General features: G+C 42.4%; 16 protein-coding genes. 8 read left to right on the top strand and 8 right to left on the bottom strand.

The window, feature by feature from the left end; all coding sequences use genetic code 11:
- Positions 1-24: 24 nt before the first annotated feature.
- A complete protein-coding gene (locus HMPREF9064_RS02405) occupies positions 25-477 on the bottom strand; it encodes a pilin (RefSeq protein ID WP_006719138.1) in 453 nt (150 codons plus the stop codon).
- Between the two features lie 126 nt (positions 478-603).
- Between HMPREF9064_RS02405 and ampD the strand changes: the two genes are divergently transcribed.
- From ampD to HMPREF9064_RS02420, 3 genes are all read left to right on the top strand, one after another.
- Positions 604-1,158 carry a 1,6-anhydro-N-acetylmuramyl-L-alanine amidase AmpD gene (ampD, locus tag HMPREF9064_RS02410; RefSeq protein ID WP_006719137.1) on the top strand — a complete coding sequence of 185 codons (555 nt, stop codon included), beginning with the start codon at positions 604-606 and terminating at the stop codon, positions 1,156-1,158.
- A gap of 587 nt (positions 1,159-1,745) precedes the next feature.
- Positions 1,746-2,291 carry a carboxymuconolactone decarboxylase family protein gene (locus HMPREF9064_RS02415; RefSeq protein ID WP_006719135.1) on the top strand — a complete coding sequence of 182 codons (546 nt, stop codon included), beginning with the start codon at positions 1,746-1,748 and terminating at the stop codon, positions 2,289-2,291.
- 163 nt (positions 2,292-2,454) lie between these two features.
- Positions 2,455-3,249: a formate/nitrite transporter family protein gene (locus HMPREF9064_RS02420; protein WP_006719133.1), complete on the top strand. Its 795-nt coding sequence runs from the start codon at positions 2,455-2,457 to the stop codon at positions 3,247-3,249.
- Positions 3,250-3,345: 96 nt separating this feature from the next.
- Here HMPREF9064_RS02420 and nanQ read toward each other — a convergent pair whose 3' ends face one another.
- A complete protein-coding gene (gene nanQ, locus HMPREF9064_RS02425; RefSeq protein ID WP_006719132.1) occupies positions 3,346-3,816 on the bottom strand; it encodes an N-acetylneuraminate anomerase in 471 nt (156 codons plus the stop codon).
- A 271-nt stretch (positions 3,817-4,087) separates the two neighbouring features.
- On the opposite strand from nanQ, the gene pnp reads away from it, so the two are divergent.
- From pnp to HMPREF9064_RS02440, 3 genes are all read left to right on the top strand, one after another.
- Positions 4,088-6,217 carry a polyribonucleotide nucleotidyltransferase gene (pnp, locus tag HMPREF9064_RS02430; RefSeq protein ID WP_032997960.1) on the top strand — a complete coding sequence of 710 codons (2,130 nt, stop codon included), beginning with the start codon at positions 4,088-4,090 and terminating at the stop codon, positions 6,215-6,217.
- Between the two features lie 89 nt (positions 6,218-6,306).
- Entirely contained in the window at positions 6,307-7,212 is a 906-nt protein-coding gene (nlpI, locus tag HMPREF9064_RS02435; protein ID WP_006719129.1) for a lipoprotein NlpI, read from the top strand.
- A 108-nt stretch (positions 7,213-7,320) separates the two neighbouring features.
- Positions 7,321-9,123, top strand: coding sequence for a DEAD/DEAH box helicase (locus tag HMPREF9064_RS02440; protein WP_006719128.1), 1,803 nt, complete (start codon positions 7,321-7,323; stop codon positions 9,121-9,123).
- A 75-nt stretch (positions 9,124-9,198) separates the two neighbouring features.
- On the opposite strand, the gene hpt is transcribed toward HMPREF9064_RS02440, so the two are convergent.
- A complete protein-coding gene (gene hpt, locus HMPREF9064_RS02445; RefSeq protein WP_006719127.1) occupies positions 9,199-9,738 on the bottom strand; it encodes a hypoxanthine phosphoribosyltransferase in 540 nt (179 codons plus the stop codon).
- Positions 9,739-9,968: 230 nt separating this feature from the next.
- Complete coding sequence (gene pmbA / locus HMPREF9064_RS02450; RefSeq protein ID WP_006719126.1) at positions 9,969-11,330, bottom strand: metalloprotease PmbA; 1,362 nt, start codon at positions 11,328-11,330, stop codon at positions 9,969-9,971.
- A 116-nt stretch (positions 11,331-11,446) separates the two neighbouring features.
- Here pmbA and yjgA point away from each other — a divergent pair, with 116 nt between their 5' ends.
- On the top strand, positions 11,447-11,980 hold the full coding sequence (yjgA, locus tag HMPREF9064_RS02455; RefSeq protein ID WP_032997958.1) for a ribosome biogenesis factor YjgA: 534 nt from the start codon (positions 11,447-11,449) through the stop codon (positions 11,978-11,980).
- Between the two features lie 65 nt (positions 11,981-12,045).
- Here yjgA and HMPREF9064_RS02460 read toward each other — a convergent pair whose 3' ends face one another.
- From HMPREF9064_RS02460 to HMPREF9064_RS02470, 3 genes are all read right to left on the bottom strand, one after another.
- Positions 12,046-13,437, bottom strand: a complete 1,392-nt coding sequence (locus tag HMPREF9064_RS02460; protein ID WP_006719124.1) for a DASS family sodium-coupled anion symporter — start codon at positions 13,435-13,437, stop codon at positions 12,046-12,048.
- Between the two features lie 191 nt (positions 13,438-13,628).
- Positions 13,629-14,129: a ribonuclease E activity regulator RraA gene (rraA, locus tag HMPREF9064_RS02465; RefSeq protein ID WP_006719122.1), complete on the bottom strand. Its 501-nt coding sequence runs from the start codon at positions 14,127-14,129 to the stop codon at positions 13,629-13,631.
- Between the two features lie 50 nt (positions 14,130-14,179).
- Positions 14,180-15,085 carry a 1,4-dihydroxy-2-naphthoate polyprenyltransferase gene (locus tag HMPREF9064_RS02470; RefSeq protein WP_006719119.1) on the bottom strand — a complete coding sequence of 302 codons (906 nt, stop codon included), beginning with the start codon at positions 15,083-15,085 and terminating at the stop codon, positions 14,180-14,182.
- 110 nt (positions 15,086-15,195) lie between these two features.
- Between HMPREF9064_RS02470 and tsaA the strand changes: the two genes are divergently transcribed.
- The gene (gene tsaA / locus HMPREF9064_RS02475) at positions 15,196-15,933 is read left to right on the top strand and encodes a tRNA (N6-threonylcarbamoyladenosine(37)-N6)-methyltransferase TrmO (RefSeq protein WP_006719117.1); all 738 of its coding nucleotides are present in this window, start codon (positions 15,196-15,198) and stop codon (positions 15,931-15,933) included.
- Between the two features lie 71 nt (positions 15,934-16,004).
- Here the strand turns inward: tsaA and HMPREF9064_RS02480 are convergent, their stop codons facing one another.
- The gene (locus HMPREF9064_RS02480; protein WP_006719116.1) at positions 16,005-16,391 is read right to left on the bottom strand and encodes a MerR family transcriptional regulator; all 387 of its coding nucleotides are present in this window, start codon (positions 16,389-16,391) and stop codon (positions 16,005-16,007) included.
- Between the last annotated feature and the right edge of the window lie 33 nt (positions 16,392-16,424).

Here is a 16,424-nt window from a genome sequence, read left to right as displayed (position 1 = left end):
TTTATTGCCCTATTGGATTAGCACTTAAGAGCAAAAGCCAGCTGGGAAAATCTCTGCATTATTACCGCAGGAAGCCGTCCAGCTTACCCCCGTGGCAGCGGTGCCGGAGGCGCTGAGGGTGTAGCTAATATTTTCGAGACTGCTTTTCCCGGTTACAGTGATAGCGCCACTTTTTACCGCCGTGGATTTTACGTATTTTTGTTTTGTGGCATCGGTAACATCGGCTTGAATGCCATTTTGTCCTCCGCTGCAGTTGTCGGTTTTGCCGGTGTTATAAATACACAGTTCCACTTCGGCACGAAGCGGCGCAGAAGCCTGTAACAACTCAGAAATAGCCGCTTTTTTCGTGTAATTTTGGTAAGATGGCACGGCGACGGTTGCGAGAATTGCGACGATCGCAATCACAATCATCAATTCGATTAATGTAAACCCTTTTTTAACGGATTTCAGAGAGATAAAAACGGATTGAATTGTCATAAAAAATACCTTGTTCAATGAAAAATAATATGATTGATTTGAAGCGGAGGTATTTTGGCTTAGCGGAAAAACTGCGTGAAATGACACCGCACTTTTCCGGGATCTTGATCGCAAAATAAAAATCTTATGATGGAAAAACAGTTACACATTAAAGACGGATGGTTAGTCAACGAAAGGAGAGTGTTGTCACCGCATTTTGATCAACGCCCTGAGCCACAAGATATTTCCTTGCTGATTATCCATTATATCAGTTTGCCACCGGAGCAATTTGGCGGCGGGTATATTGATGATTTTTTTCAAGGAAAACTAGATCCGCAGGCACATCCTTATTTTCAAGAAATCAGTCCATTGCGGGTGTCAGCGCATTGTTTAATTGAGCGTACAGGACGAATTACTCAATATGTGAATTTTGCTGATCGTGCTTGGCATGCCGGTTTATCTTGTTTTGAAGGGCGGGATAAATGCAATGATTTTGCCATTGGTATCGAGTTGGAAGGTAGTAATGAACAGCCGTTTACTGATGCACAATATTTGGCATTACAAGCACTTACGCAGGAAATTATGCGGACATATCCGCATATTACCAAAGAGCGTATTGTGGGGCATTGTGATGTGTCACCGGGACGGAAAATCGATCCGGGACAATATTTCGATTGGCAACGGTATTTGCAGAAAATTTGAATTGAACAATAAATAGACAGCATAAGACGGCATTTTTCATTAACAGGGAAATGCCGTTTGTTTTTTATTATTTTATTGATAAATAAGGATAAATTTATTTATGGTTATTTAGTGAATTGAATTTCTCAAGGTTATTTTTAGTTATTCTGTGGTTGAAACACAATTTTATCCACAGAAATACTGAATAACTCACAGGAGGAGGAAAAATCGTAAAACCCGAAATAGAAAAAAGAAAACGTGCGCATTTGTTCTACATAACTTGTTGAAAAAATCGCAAAAAACGGATGAGGTATAAATCGGTGAAAATTTATGAGAAAAATTTAAACAAGCCAGCAAAAAATTGAGTAGGAATTGGTTTGGCAGGAAAATAAATGACAGTTTATTTCCTGTTTTCAGCCCACTATTCACAGGGTTATCCACATCATCAAAAAATCCGCTCAAGAACAACATGAAAATTTGACGCATTTTTTGACCGCACTTTATAACTTTTTAATCTACAGCATAACCTTTATTTCTTTTTCAATATCCAGAATTCTACGTAATATTGATGACCAATTAGTCACCCGTTTTATTTATAGGAGTTTTATATGTCACAATTTCCCATTCATACCATCGAAACCGCACCGGAAGCCGCAAAAGAAGCCCTAAAAGCTGTACAAAATGTTAACGGATTTATTCCAAATTTAATCGGCGTTCTTGCGAATGCACCGACAGCGCTAGAAACCTACCGTACGGTGGGTGGAATTAATGGACGGAACAGTTTAACTGCAGTAGAGAGAGAAGTGGTTCAAATTACGGCAGCAGTGGTCAATGGTTGCGGTTTCTGTGTGGCAGGGCATACTAAAATTGCCTTAAAACTATTGAAACTTGAAGAGGCCCTGGTTAACCAAATTCGTTCGACTGCGCGCATTCAACAAGATGCTAAACTGGATGCTCTTGCCCGTTTTACACTGACAGTCATCTTGCAAAAAGCAAAATTGACCCAAGCGCAACAGCAAGCCTTTTATGATGCAGGTTACACAAAGGAGAATGCCCTTGATGTGGTGTTAGGGGTAAGTTTAGCGACGTTATGTAATTATGCAAATAATCTTGCAGATACACCGATTAATCCGGAATTGCAGCCTTTTGCTTAAGGTTCTTTTTATATGTAAGGCAGCTCTTGTGGGCTGCCTTTTTTATGCCTTACTTTTGTTATAACTGATGATTTTTAAATATAGTCACTAATTCTTTTCTTTTTAAAACTCCCTTTGTTAGATTTTAAGCATTAGCAACGTATTAATAAACAAGGAGAAAAATATGCAACAGCGTGATCTTTATCCCCATGAAATCTTGCAAGATGTCATCGACAAAAGTTATGCAAAATCACTTGGCAGCGTAAAAACCTTGGCCATTCTTAGCTTTCTAGGGGGCGGTTATGTGAGTTTCGGTTATATGGCATATTTAAAAGTCGTCAGTGGCATACCGGCGGAATGGGCAGGCTTGGCAACCTTATTGGGGGCGGCTGTCTTTCCTATTTGCTTAATTTGTATTCTTATCGGAGGCGGCGAATTGGCCACAGGGAACATGATGATGATGGCTTTGGGGCGATTGAGCAAACAGGTAAGCTTTAAGAAATTATTACGTAACTGGGTAATTGTGAGTTTAGGTAACCTTGCCGGCGCATTATTTATGGCGTTTTTTCTTGGACATTATGTCGGGTTAGCTGAAGGTGCGGCAGCGAGTAAAACCATTGCTATTGCAGAAGCGAAAGTGAATATGGATTTCTTGCGCGCCTTTGTTTCAGCGATTGCCTGTAACTGGATGGTGTGTATGGGGATTTGGTTTTATTTTGGTGCAAAGCAAACATCTGGACGTATTCTTGCCATGTGGTTCCCTGTGATGATTTTTGTGTTGATTGGGCTACAGCATTTTGTGGCAAATATGTTTATTATTCCGGCAGGGATTTTTGCCGGAGCAAATGTAACATGGGGAGAATTTTTCTTAAATATGCTTCCTGTCTTCTTGGGTAATGTGACAGGTGGGGCGGCATTTGTCGGGGCTTCTTATCTTTACGCTTATCGTCATTTGCTCAAAGAGGATTATCAAATTTAGCGCATAAAAGTGTGGTGGCGTTTTTCTGCGTTTTGAATGAAAAATAGGGAATCATGTCGATTCCCTATTTCAGTCTTGAGTGTGATTCAGCGAGGTTTATTTAATTAACTCTACCGGTACTTTTACCACGAGTTTTTTGATTTTGGCGGATTGACCATTCACGTTACAACAAGGTTTATGCGGTTCATAAGGATAGAACACGGCAAACATATTTGGCACTAATGTAATCGTGCTTTTGTTGTCGATTTCTTGGGTAAGTTGGTAGTCGTCATCTTCGTGATAAGCTTCGTATTTGTTTAAGTCAGGATAGGTTGCGCCGACTTCGATGTTTTCTACGCCACGAATTAATACTTGAACGTCTAAATATTTGTGGTGCAGTTCTGCTTTTTTACTTGCGGCTTCTGCCAGTTCAGGTTCCATCACGTTCATATAAATTTGGTCAGTGATGTCATGACGACCAACCTCTAATTTTTCTAAGTCTAAACCTTTTAAATACTCACAGGTTTCGGCAATGACTTTCGGTAAGCCAAGTTTAAAATCCGCGCGGGTTAAATCTCCAATTAACATATTTTCTCCTTTTTTGTTTTAGAAACTGGAGTGATTTTATCATTAACCTTATTTTTCAGGTAGTCATAAATCGCAATTGCGCAAAAAAGTTACCCATCAAGGCAAAAGCCCTGTATAATGCCCGCGTTTTATTTTCTGAATTAGCGTGCGGCTAACAAAAGTGATTTTCCGCGTGGACGTCAAAAAAGTGCGGTCGGTTTTAAGATTATTTTTGCTAGTCGCAAATTGGAAAATAAAACATTGTGAATATTTATTTAAGAAGGAAAACATTGTGGATCCAATTGTTAAGCAGTTTAAATACGGTCAACATACCGTAACTTTAGAAACCGGCGCTATTGCACGTCAAGCCACCGCTGCCGTCATGGCAAGCATGGACGATACAACCGTATTCGTTGCCGTAGTTGCCAAAAAAGATGTGAAAGAAGGGCAAGATTTCTTCCCATTAACCGTTAACTATCAAGAGCGTACTTATGCCGCTGGTCGTATTCCGGGCGGTTTCTTCAAACGCGAGGGTCGTCCATCTGAAGGTGAAACCTTAATTGCCCGTTTAATCGACCGTCCGATTCGTCCGTTATTCCCAGAAGGTTTCTTTAATGAAATCCAAGTGGTTGCGACGGTTGTTTCTGTAAACCCACAAATCAGCCCGGATTTAGTCGCCATGATCGGTGCGTCTGCTGCGTTGTCTTTATCCGGTGTGCCATTTAATGGCCCAATCGGTGCGGCGCGTGTCGGTTTCATCAACGATCAATTCGTATTAAACCCAACCATTAACGAACAAAAACAAAGCCGTTTGGATTTAGTGGTTGCAGGTACTGACAAAGCCGTATTAATGGTGGAATCCGAAGCAGATATTCTCACTGAAGAACAAATGTTGGCGGCGGTGGTTTATGGTCACCAGCAACAACAAGTGGTGATTGAAGCCATTAAAGAATTGGTTGTTGAAGCCGGTAAACCACGTTGGGATTGGGTTGCACCTGAACCAAACACTGATTTAATCAATAAAGTGAAAGCGTTAGCTGAAGCGCGTTTAGGCGATGCGTATCGTATCACTGAAAAACAAGCGCGTTATGAGCAAATTGATGCGATTAAAGCTGACGTTGTTGCACAAATTACCGCGGAAGATGAAGAAGTCAGCGAAGGAAAAATTATTGATATTTTCACCGCACTTGAAAGCCAAATCGTGCGTGGACGTATTATCGCAGGTGAACCGCGTATTGATGGTCGTACCGTTGATACTGTGCGCGCATTAGATATTTGCACTGGTGTATTACCGCGTACCCACGGTTCTGCAATCTTTACTCGTGGTGAAACTCAAGCGTTGGCTGTTGCTACTTTAGGGACTGAACGCGATGCGCAAATCATTGATGAATTAACCGGTGAGCGTCAAGATCACTTCTTGTTCCACTATAACTTCCCTCCGTATTCCGTGGGTGAAACCGGTATGATTGGTTCACCAAAACGTCGTGAAATTGGTCACGGTCGTTTGGCGAAACGTGGTGTGGCAGCAGTGATGCCAACCTTAGCCGAATTCCCGTATGTGGTACGTGTAGTATCAGAAATCACCGAATCCAACGGTTCTTCTTCCATGGCTTCCGTGTGTGGTGCTTCTCTTGCGTTAATGGATGCCGGTGTGCCGATTAAAGCGGCTGTCGCAGGTATCGCGATGGGCTTGGTGAAAGAAGATGACAAATTTGTTGTGCTTTCCGATATTCTTGGTGATGAAGACCACTTAGGTGATATGGACTTTAAAGTGGCGGGTACTCGTCAAGGTGTGACCGCACTTCAAATGGATATCAAAATTGAAGGTATCACTGCTGAAATCATGCAAATTGCATTAAACCAAGCGAAAAGCGCACGTATGCATATTCTTGGTGTGATGGAGCAAGCTATTCCGGCGCCGCGTGCCGATATTTCTGATTTTGCACCACGTATCTACACCATGAAAATTGATCCGAAGAAAATCAAAGATGTGATCGGTAAGGGTGGTGCAGTGATTCGTGCATTGACCGAAGAAACCGGTACTTCAATTGATATTGATGATGACGGTACAGTGAAAATCGCTGCGGTAGATAAGAATGCCGTACAAGATGTGATGGCACGTATCGAAGACATCACTGCTGAAGTAGAAGCGGGTGCCATTTACAAAGGTAAAGTGACTCGTTTAGCCGATTTCGGTGCATTCGTTTCTATCGTAGGTAATAAGGAAGGCTTGGTTCACATTTCTCAAATTGCCGAAGAACGTGTGGAAAAAGTCAGTGATTATCTACAAGTAGGGCAAGAAGTGATGGTTAAAGTAGTGGAAATCGATCGTCAAGGTCGTATCCGTTTAACCATGAAAGAACTTGCGCCTAAACAAGACACTGTTCAAGAATCCTTTGATGACGTTATTGAACAGGAATAATTAAATTTAGGATTAATGTTACGGGACGGAATGTCCCGTAACATTTCTTTTTCAATAAGCAATACCTCTGCTTTAAGGCTTACAAAGAAATGACACAACGTAATGGGTTGTTTAATTTCGCGGTGTTTTTACCCATTTTATTTTTTACTTTTTTATTGTCGGGCTGTGTCGGCTTGAACAATAGTTTTGTGTCTAAAAATAAAGTGGTACTAGCTGATCAAAATCCAAGCCAGCATTTTGAACAGGAAGTAATGATTGTTCGGATTAGTCAGGTATTGCTCGTTGGAAAAATGAGTAATGAAGAACGTGCTTCTCTCCATTTTGAACGGGGAGTGCTTTACGATAGTTTGGGGCTTTGGGCTTTAGCGCGTTATGACTTTACTCAAGCTCTTGCATTGCAACCTAAAATGGCGGCAGTGTATAACTATCTAGGGCTTTATTTATTACTTGATGAAGACTATGACGGCGCATTAGAGGCCTTTAATACTGTTTTCAGCCTTGATCCTGACTATGAATATACCTTCCTTAATCGAGCATTAGACTTCTATTATGTGGGACGGTATAACCTCGCCGAGCAGGATTTCTTGGCATTTTATCAACGCAATAAATCAGATCCTTACCGTGTTTTATGGCTGTATTTGAATGAATTAAAATTCAAACCGGCCGAGGCACAAAAAAATCTGGCTCAACGTGCTGTTGGGCTTTCTCAGGATTATTGGGGTACCTACATTGTCCAATATTATTTGGGCAAATTATCAGTTCAGGATCTACAGGCTAAAGCACAGCAGTTTGCAACAAAAACCGCTACGCAATACGCAGAAGTTCTGACTGAAACCTACTTTTATCTAGCAAAACAAAAACTCAATATGGGACAGATTGATGAGGCAGAGACCTTATTCAAACTGGCTGTTGCAAATCAGGTGTATAACTTTGTGGAGTATCGTTTTGCGGTGTTTGAGCTATCGAAATTAGGACAACAGACTCAAGCAGAATAACGGTGAGCATGGCTCAACCGGCGATGCGTTGTAAGACGTAAAACGACACATTGTGATTAACCTGAAAGCGTCTATTGAGCTTTCCTTTTATACATTCGAGTATTTTTAATGACTGAAACTAAAATGACTTTCAAGGATTTAGGCTTGCCTGAATTCATCCTTAATGCGGTTTCCGATCTTGGCTTTGAAACACCATCTCCAATTCAACAAATTTGCATACCGCACTTATTAGAAGGCCGTGATGTACTGGGCATGGCACAAACCGGTAGTGGGAAAACAGCGGCTTTCTCTTTGCCTATTTTGGCGCAAATCGATCCGACCGAAAAACACCCACAATTATTAGTGATGGCGCCGACCCGTGAATTAGCTATTCAAGTTGCAGATGCATGTGAGCAATTCGTGAAATATGCCAAAGGTATCAATATTGTGACTTTGTACGGTGGTCAACGTTATGACATCCAATTACGTGCGTTAAAACAAGGAGCGCAAGTTGTGGTGGGGACACCGGGACGTATTTTGGACCACCTACGTCGTGGCACCTTAAGCCTTGCTGAACTTAAAGCCATTGTGTTAGACGAAGCGGATGAAATGTTGCGCATGGGCTTTATTGATGATGTGGAAACCGTGATGGCCGAATTACCGGAACATCACCAAACCGCACTTTTCTCTGCCACTATGCCGGAGCCGATTCGCCGAATCACCAAACGCTTTATGAAAGATCCGCAAGAAGTCAAAATTAAAGCGACCCAACAAAGTGCACCGGATATTGCGCAAAGTTGTTGGTATGTTCATGGCGTCCGCAAAAATGATGCCTTGTTGCGTTTCTTGGAAGTGGAAGATTTTGATGCGGCGATTATTTTCACCCGCACTAAAACCGGCACATTAGACGTAACGGAATTGTTGGAAAAACACGGTTTCCGTGCGGCAGCATTGAATGGCGATATGACACAACAATTACGTGAACAAACCTTAGATCGTTTGCGTAGTGGTAGCTTAGATATCGTAGTGGCGACAGACGTCGCGGCGCGTGGTATTGATATTGAGCGTATCAGTCTTGTAGTGAACTACGATATTCCACTGGATGCAGAATCTTATGTGCATCGTATTGGTCGTACCGGTCGTGCAGGACGTTCCGGTCGTGCGTTATTATTCGTGGAACCGCGTGAGCGTCGTTTGTTGCGCAATGTTGAACACCTTATCAAGAAAAATATTGAAGAGGTGGAATTGCCGAACCATGAAGTCTTACAAGCCTGTCGTCGTAAAAAATTCAAAGATAAAATTACCACGCAGTTGGAACACCATGATTTAGAGCTTTATCGTGAATTGTTGGAAGATATGTTTACTGCCGACCAATCACAAGAAGATATTGCCGCCGCTATGATGATGTTGCTACAAGGCAAGCAAAAACTGATTCTTCCACCAGATCCGGTGGTGGATAAAAAAGCACGTCGTGATCGTAATGAGCGCAGTGACCGTCGTGAGAATCCTCGTTCAGCAGAACGTCGTGGTGAACGTAAAGGCTATGGCAGTCCACAACCAATGGATTTATATCGTATTGAAGTGGGGCGCGGAGACGGTGTGGAAGTTCGTCATATTGTTGGCGCTATTGCGAATGAAGGTGATATTAATAGTCGCTACATCGGTCACATCAAGTTGTATGATGATTATTCCACCATTGAATTGCCACAAGGTATGCCGAAAGAATTGTTACAACAATTTGCGAAAACGCGAGTGTTGAATAAGCAAATGCGTATGTCTTTTATCGGTGAAGCCAAAGGCGAGCGTGGCGGTGATAATTTTGGCGGAAAACGCCGTGGCGGTCGTTTTGAAGACAAAGGTTTCAAAGGCGATCGTAAATTTAAAGAAAAATCTCACCGCACTTTTAAAGAGAAACGTGAGTTTAGAAAATAAGAAAGAAGACCGCACATAAAGTGCGGTCGTTTTTTGAGATAAATTGACGGCTTATCATGTGATAAGCCGTTTTTCTTATTCTTCCAAAATGACTTTGCCGATATAACCAAGGTTGCGATGTTGTTGTGCGTAGTCAATGCCATAGCCCACCACGAATTCATCAGGGATGGTGAAGCCAACCCAGTCTACCGGTACATTCACTTCACGACGGGATGGTTTGTCCAATAAAGTACAAATTGTCAACGAGGCAGGATCGCGTAAATTAAGAATCTCACGCACTTTTTCTAGTGTGTAGCCGGTATCAATAATATCTTCTACGATTAGCACGTCTTTACCACGGATATCGCTTTCAATATCTTTTGTAATGCGTACATCGTGGTTCGTTGTCATGCTGCTACCATAGCTTGATGTGGTCATAAATTCGATTTCTACCGGCAAATGTAATTCGCGTACTAAATCCGCCATAAACATAAAGGAACCACGCAACAAGCCTATTACTACGAGGCGATTAACTTTTTTTTGTTGATAGAATGCGGTGATTTCTTTGCCGAGTTCAGCAATACGGGAACGAACTTCTTGTTCGGAAATAAGAATATCGACGTGGTGTTTTTTCATTTTAAGGTTACCTTTGGCAGATGATGAGGGCGCTATTCTAACAAAAAAAAGACTGAAGTTTAAACTTCAGTCTTTTTAAGTACCCTAACGAATTTACTTTCTACTCTACCTGTTTGGCGTGCTATGCAGACTTCCAATAACAACCATTCATCTTCATTGCAATACTTAACAGATGCGGCTTATGTTAGCAGAGTTTTTATTATTGTCAATAAGAATTATTCTCATTTATTTTAATTTCCGGAAATTTTCATTTTTTCTAATAAAATGGAACCCGTCTGGATATTGGAGCGATGTTCAATATCATCGGCCACGGCAACAATATTACGTAATATGTCCGGTAATTGTCCTGCGATGGTGATTTCTGCAACCGGATATTGAATTTCACCGTTTTCCACCCAAAAACCGGCTGCACCTCGTGAATAATCACCAGTAACCAAATTCACACCTTGCCCCATCACTTCTGTTACGAGTAAACCGCGATTCATTTGGCGTAAAAGTGCGGTTAGTTTTCCTGATGAATTTGGTTTGATCAGCCAATTGTGAATGCCGCCAGCGTGTCCTGTGCTTTGCATGTCGAGCTTGCGTCCGCTGTAACTGGTAAGCAAATAAGTTTGTAAAATCCCGCTGCGAATAATCTCCATGTCCTGCGTTCTAACCCCTTCACTATCAAATGGGGTCGACGCTAATTGACCGATCAGATGCGGTCTTTCGGCAATCTCAAACCAGTCAGGCAATACTTGTTTCCCTAAGTGATCCAACAAAAAACTAGCTTTGCGGTATAAGCTGCCACCGCTGATGGCGGCTGCTAAATGGCTGATTAAGCCCGTTGCGACATCGTTTAAGAAAATGACGGGCGCTTCTTGTGTGGCAAGTTTTTGGGGTTGTAAGCGAGCAATCGCTTTTTGCGCTGCATTTTCACCGACCCAATGAGGTGGCGCTAATTGATTGATATTGCGTGCTACCGTGTATTCATAATCCCGTTCTAACTGCTCTTGATGTTCGGCAATGACGGAGCAGGAAAGCGAGTAGCGGCTAGATAAATAACTTTGCAACATGCCGTGGCTGTTGCCATAAACACGCACACCGGTATGGGCATTGAAAGACGCGCCCTCACTGTTCACGATGCGTTCATCGTGTTCTAATGCGGCTTTTTCGGTATCCAAAGCAAGTTGCACCGCTTTATCAACATCAATTTCAGCAGCGTGATACAAATCCAAATCCGGCGCATCAAATGCCATCAATTCTTTATCGGCTAAGCCTGCACAATCATCTGGTGAAGTGTATTTGGCAATAGCAAGAGCCGCCTCTACGGTGTTTTTAATGGCTTCCGGTGTTAAATCGGAGGTGGAAGCATTGCCTTTTTGCTGTCCTACATAGACGGAAATACCTAGTGCGCCATCGTTGTTAAATTCAACGTTTTCAATTTCCTGTAAACGGGTGGAGACGGAGAGTCCGCTAGATTTGGTCACCCCCACTTCGGCGGTTGCACCTGCTTTTTGGGCAATTTCAATGGCAAGGCTGACCGCATCGCGCAGTTGTTGTTCTTGTTGACGCAAAAGTGCGGTGGCATTTTCAAGTGTTTTTTGTGGCATTGTGCTTTTCTCAATAATGAAATTTCGCCAATTTTAGCGTATTTTTCTTTTTAAGGCGAACCACGGATTCTGTGCTAAAATGCACCGCACTTTTAAGTAGAACGATGGAAAAGAAGATGGCAAAACGTAAAAAAGAAGATTTTGACTGGCAGGACGAAGAGCAAGAAGAAATTATTTGGGTCAGCAAAAGTGAAATTAAACGGGATGCGGAAGCATTAAAAAAACTGGGTGAAAAACTGGTTGAGCTGACAAAGGCAAAATTAGATAAAATTCCTTTGGAAGACGCTTTATTGGAAGCGGTAAATTTAGCGCAACGTCTGCAAAAAGAAGCACGTCGCCGCCAACTGCAATATATCGGTAAATTATTGCGCGGGATGGATGTTGAGCCCATTCAGGCTGCGTTGGAAAAATTGGAAAACAAACATCAGAAACAACAAGCAATGTTGCATAAATTGGAGTTATTACGTGATGCGTTAGTGGCAAAAGGCGATGATGCATTAACGGATTTTCTAACGGATTATCCACATGCTGACCGACAACATCTGCGAAATTTGATTCGTACCGCGAGTAAGGAAAAAGAACAAAATAAACCGGCAAAAGCTTACCGTGAAATTTTCCAGTATTTGAAGGAAATTGTGTTGGAAGATTAACCTGATGTGAAATAATTCAGCCCCTTAATAAGCGATTTATTAAGGGGCTGTTTTTTATGGGTGAATTAATTTAGCCAGAAGAAGTAACCGAAGGTCGCGATAACAAAGATACACACGATATTCAACAGAATACCGGCTCTTACCATTTCACTTTGTTTCACTTCGCCGGTACCGAACACAATGGCATTCGGTGGTGTTGCCACCGGCAACATGAAGGCACAGGAAGCACCTAAACCGATGATTAAGGCTAAACCGATTTCCGGCATACCAAGAGATTGTGCGATAGAAATGAAAATCGGCACTAACAATGCCGCACTGGCAGTGTTGGAGGTGAATTCCGTTAAGAAAATAATGAACGCAGAAACCAATAAACCGATGAGATAGAAGTGACCACCTTCAATCAGGAATACGATGCCGTCAGCCAAAATTTTGCTTGCACCGGAATTTTTTAATACCGCACTTAAGGTTAAGCCGCCACCGAAGAGCATTAATACGCCCCAATCGGTGTTGTCTTGAATTTGCTTCCAGTTTGTTACGCCAGCAACACAAAGGATAACCGCGGCAGATAAAGCAATAACGCTATCGAAACTGGCAATTTTCCCCTCTAATCCTAATGCGCCTGCAAGAATCGGGTTGATTTGGCTACTGAAAACCCAGCTCAATGCAATAAAGACGAAAATCGCTAAGGTAATCCAACGTTGTTTATTCATTGGAATGGCTTCAAATTGTTGGTCAAAACGAATATTGAGTTTTGGTTTGAAGACAATATAAAGTGTTCCGATCATGATTGGCATTAAAATAATCATGATAGGCAAGCCATACCATAACCAATCAGCGAAGGTGAGGTGCAATTGCGTTGCAACGATGTTGTTTGGCGGGCTTCCCACTAAGGTTCCCATACCACCGATACTGGCGCTATACGCAATTCCTAAAAGCACAAACACATAGGTATTATGTTCTGAATTACGATCTAGCCGGCTTAGTACGCCCATGGCAAGGGGGAGCATCATGGCCGCTGTCGCTGTGTTACTTACCCACATGGACAAAAATGCGGTAACGGAGAATAAATACATGATCGCGACAAATAAATTGCCTTTTGCCAAAGCCATAATTTTGTTGGCGATCATTTTATCTAACTGTTGAATATGAAGTGCTGTCGCTAAAGCAAAGCCACCAAAGAATAAGAAGATATTCGGATCGGCAAAGGTAGCTAGCGCAGTACTTGTTTTCACTAATCCCAAGAAAATAGCGAGAAGTGGAACAATTAATGCTGTGATGGTGACGTGTAAGGCTTCTGTTAACCATAAAATGGCCACTAAAGCTAATAATGCCAACCCACTATTGGCGTTTTTATCAAAAGGTAGTGTATTGAGTAAGACAAAAAATAGAACGACGGCAAAGATAAAGATAATTGCACTCCTATAATTCTTACTTTGATTTTGAGTTGTGTCTTTCATAATTTTAATTCCTGTCAATAAAATCAAAGATCAACATATTACCAAAAATAGGCAATATGCTAAGGAAACTAACACTTTGTTAACAAAAAGCAATTAGTTTTTTATGGATTTGTGACATCGCGCAAAAAAAGTGCGGTGAAAATTTTCTATATTTTCACCGCACTTTTAGAAGAATAATGACGCAGCTAGAATTAGTCTTGCTCGAAATCTGCGAGGTCTAAGGCTTCTTGTGACAGAATAATGCCGGTGAGATCTGCATACACAAAGTCTTCCGGGAAGAAAGTTACGCCACCAAAGTTGACCGGAATATCGGTTTCGCCGTGGTTGTTTTCATCTGCGCCTACCGGAATTGGGGCTAACGCATGAATGCCGATGTCGATATTTTCCAGTTGTTGAATTTGACGAACCGCACCATAAAGGATGATGCCTTCCCAGTGATTATCTGCGGCTAATTGTGCGAGTTCCGCATCAATTAATGCACGGCGTACTGCGCCGCCGCCATCAACGACTAATACGCGTCCTTGACCGTTTTCTTCTAAAATTTCAGCTATTAACCCGTTATTTTCAAAACATTTTACGGTGGTGACTTTGCCATAAAAAGAACTTAGCCCGCCGAAACTTGAGAAAACAGGTTCGACAACATCGACTTGATCGAGATAAATATCGCAAAGTTCAGAAGTATCAATGTACATAAAAGACCCTATTTTTTTAAGATGAATACTGCGAGCTAGTATAGTCCGTTTCAGCCTAGAAGCAAGCCAAAACTAAATAGCCCATTGATAAGTAACGCAATCAGCGACATTTGCGCCAGCATCGGGCGTAAAGCCACCGGCTCTTTATGAGAGAAAACAAAACGGGCATGTTTGAACAAGAGCGGATAAGTGAGTAAAAAGGCGAAACTCACCGGATTACGCAAATTCATGAGGGCAAACAAAAGATAAAACAAGGCGGCGATAGAAAGCAGCAAGCAATGATAAATCCGCCCATTATGTGGCCCTAAGCGTACGGCAAGGGTGTTTTTGCCTGCTTTGCGATCTTGTTCAATATCACGCAAGTTATTGATATTTAAAACCGCTGTCGCAAGTAAACCGCTGGCAATGGCAGGAAGCAAAATAATGGCAGAGATATCATGTACTTGCAGATAATAGGTGCCGCCGATGCCCAATAACCCAAAGAAAATTAATACGGAAATATCGCCTAAGCCCAAATAGCCGTAAGGCTTGCTGCCCACGGTATAGGTGATAGCTGCCACAATGGCCAAGACGCCGAGCATGGAAAACGCAATTAAATCACTGACATTTTGGTAAGCAATACCGATTAAGAGAGCACCACAAAGGAAACTCAAGGCGATCATCACATAAAGCCCTTTTTTCAGTTGTGCCGCAGAAATCGCGCCTTGTTGAATGCCGCGTAATGGCCCGATACGTTCTGCCGTGTCGGAGCCTTTTTGGTGATCACCGTAATCATTGGCGAAGTTGGAAAGAATTTGCAGAAATAACGTGGTGAGTAAACATAACACCGTGATTCCCCAATGGAAGCTGCCTGCCCAATAGGCGAGCGCTGAACCGGTTAAAATGGTTGCCAAGGCTAACGGTAGGGTTTTGGGACGCGCTGTTTCAATCCACATTTTTATTGTATTTTTTGTCATAATGGCTACTCGAATAACGAAAAATAAGGCGATTTTTTACCGCACTTTTAGCTAAAATAGGCGTCATTCTACAAGGTTATTTTGCAGATTTTAACTGTTTTAAGGAAAATATGTCCGATTCTCTCACATTGCAGCCCGTGGCTGTGATTTACACGCCTTACAAAGAAAAGTTTTCCGTACCGCGTCAACCTAATTTGGTGCAGGATGGCACGGGTATTGTCGAATTGTTGCCGCCCTATAACCAAGCGGAAAGCGTCCGCGGTTTAGAACAATTCAGCCACCTTTGGCTAATTTTTCAATTTGATCAAATTCCGCAAGGCAAATGGCATCCTACCGTGCGCCCACCCCGTTTAGGTGGCAATCAACGGGTTGGCGTGTTTGCCTCGCGCTCGACACATCGCCCAAATCCCATTGGTTTATCCAAAGTGGAATTGCGCCAAGTAGAATGTAAAAACGGCAAGGTGTTGTTACATCTCGGCGCCGTGGATTTAGTGGACGGCACGCCTATTTTCGACATCAAACCTTATCTGGCCTACGCTGACAGTGAACCTGACGCGATTTCCGGCTTTGCCCAAAGCGAACCGAAACCGTTGCTGCACGTAGAATTTACTGCAGAAGCGGAAAGTGCGGTCAAAAAACACAGCAAAAATCGACCGCACTTACAACGTTTTATTACTGAGGTGATCCAACAAGATCCCCGCCCCGCCTATCAACAAGGTAAAACTACTGACCGCCTTTACGGCATTTCGTTGTATGACTTGAATGTGAAATGGCGGATTAAAGCGGGTACAGTAGATGTGGCGGAAATCGTGCAAATTGAAACCTTAGTAAATCATCAGGAAGATTAATCTGCGAACTTTTTGAAGTGTATTTCTGATGCGAAAATATTTTAAATTTTCACCGCACTTTTTTCACATGTCTATTCACTGAGTCCCGTCAAAATCGAACATTCCGGGCAGTCGTTGCCTTGGCAGTTGTCATGCCAGAGTTGAAGTTCAGCCACCATTTTTTGTAGTGCATGAATTTGTGCATTGAGGGTTTCGATATGTTTTGCCGTAAGTTGTTTCACTTCACGGCTGTTGCGATGCGGGTTATCTTGTAATTCAAGTAATTGAGCGATTTGTTGCAGGGAAAAGCCCACGTCTCGTGAGTGGCGGATAAAGCGTAAACGGGCAAGATCGTTTTCTTCATAGTAGCGATAACCTGAAAGGGTGCGTGTGCCGGCTTTGAGTAAGCCGCGTTTTTCATAATCGCGGATTTGTTTAGCAGATAAGCCGGTGAGTTTGGCTGCTTGACTGATATTCATAAAAAGTGTTTGACCTTAACCTAACGTTAAGGT

The organism is Aggregatibacter segnis ATCC 33393 (assembly GCF_000185305.1).
GTDB lineage: Bacteria > Pseudomonadota > Gammaproteobacteria > Enterobacterales > Pasteurellaceae > Aggregatibacter > Aggregatibacter segnis.
This window is presented reverse-complemented; position numbering and strand designations above follow the sequence as displayed.

What these genes read in the sequence shown, in the direction of transcription:
- HMPREF9064_RS02405 (WP_006719138.1), bottom strand. Translation starts at nt 477, where the DNA reads ATGACAATTCAATCCGTTTTTATCTCTCTGAAATCCGTTAAAAAAGGG.
- ampD (WP_006719137.1), top strand. Translation starts at nt 604, where the DNA reads ATGATGGAAAAACAGTTACACATTAAAGACGGATGGTTAGTCAACGAA.
- HMPREF9064_RS02415 (WP_006719135.1), top strand. Translation starts at nt 1,746, where the DNA reads ATGTCACAATTTCCCATTCATACCATCGAAACCGCACCGGAAGCCGCA.
- HMPREF9064_RS02420 (WP_006719133.1), top strand. Translation starts at nt 2,455, where the DNA reads ATGCAACAGCGTGATCTTTATCCCCATGAAATCTTGCAAGATGTCATC.
- nanQ (WP_006719132.1), bottom strand. Translation starts at nt 3,816, where the DNA reads ATGTTAATTGGAGATTTAACCCGCGCGGATTTTAAACTTGGCTTACCG.
- nlpI (WP_006719129.1), top strand. Translation starts at nt 6,307, where the DNA reads ATGACACAACGTAATGGGTTGTTTAATTTCGCGGTGTTTTTACCCATT.
- HMPREF9064_RS02440 (WP_006719128.1), top strand. Translation starts at nt 7,321, where the DNA reads ATGACTGAAACTAAAATGACTTTCAAGGATTTAGGCTTGCCTGAATTC.
- hpt (WP_006719127.1), bottom strand. Translation starts at nt 9,738, where the DNA reads ATGAAAAAACACCACGTCGATATTCTTATTTCCGAACAAGAAGTTCGT.
- pmbA (WP_006719126.1), bottom strand. Translation starts at nt 11,330, where the DNA reads ATGCCACAAAAAACACTTGAAAATGCCACCGCACTTTTGCGTCAACAA.
- yjgA (WP_032997958.1), top strand. Translation starts at nt 11,447, where the DNA reads ATGGCAAAACGTAAAAAAGAAGATTTTGACTGGCAGGACGAAGAGCAA.
- HMPREF9064_RS02460 (WP_006719124.1), bottom strand. Translation starts at nt 13,437, where the DNA reads ATGAAAGACACAACTCAAAATCAAAGTAAGAATTATAGGAGTGCAATT.
- rraA (WP_006719122.1), bottom strand. Translation starts at nt 14,129, where the DNA reads ATGTACATTGATACTTCTGAACTTTGCGATATTTATCTCGATCAAGTC.
- HMPREF9064_RS02470 (WP_006719119.1), bottom strand. Translation starts at nt 15,085, where the DNA reads ATGACAAAAAATACAATAAAAATGTGGATTGAAACAGCGCGTCCCAAA.
- tsaA (WP_006719117.1), top strand. Translation starts at nt 15,196, where the DNA reads ATGTCCGATTCTCTCACATTGCAGCCCGTGGCTGTGATTTACACGCCT.
- HMPREF9064_RS02480 (WP_006719116.1), bottom strand. Translation starts at nt 16,391, where the DNA reads ATGAATATCAGTCAAGCAGCCAAACTCACCGGCTTATCTGCTAAACAA.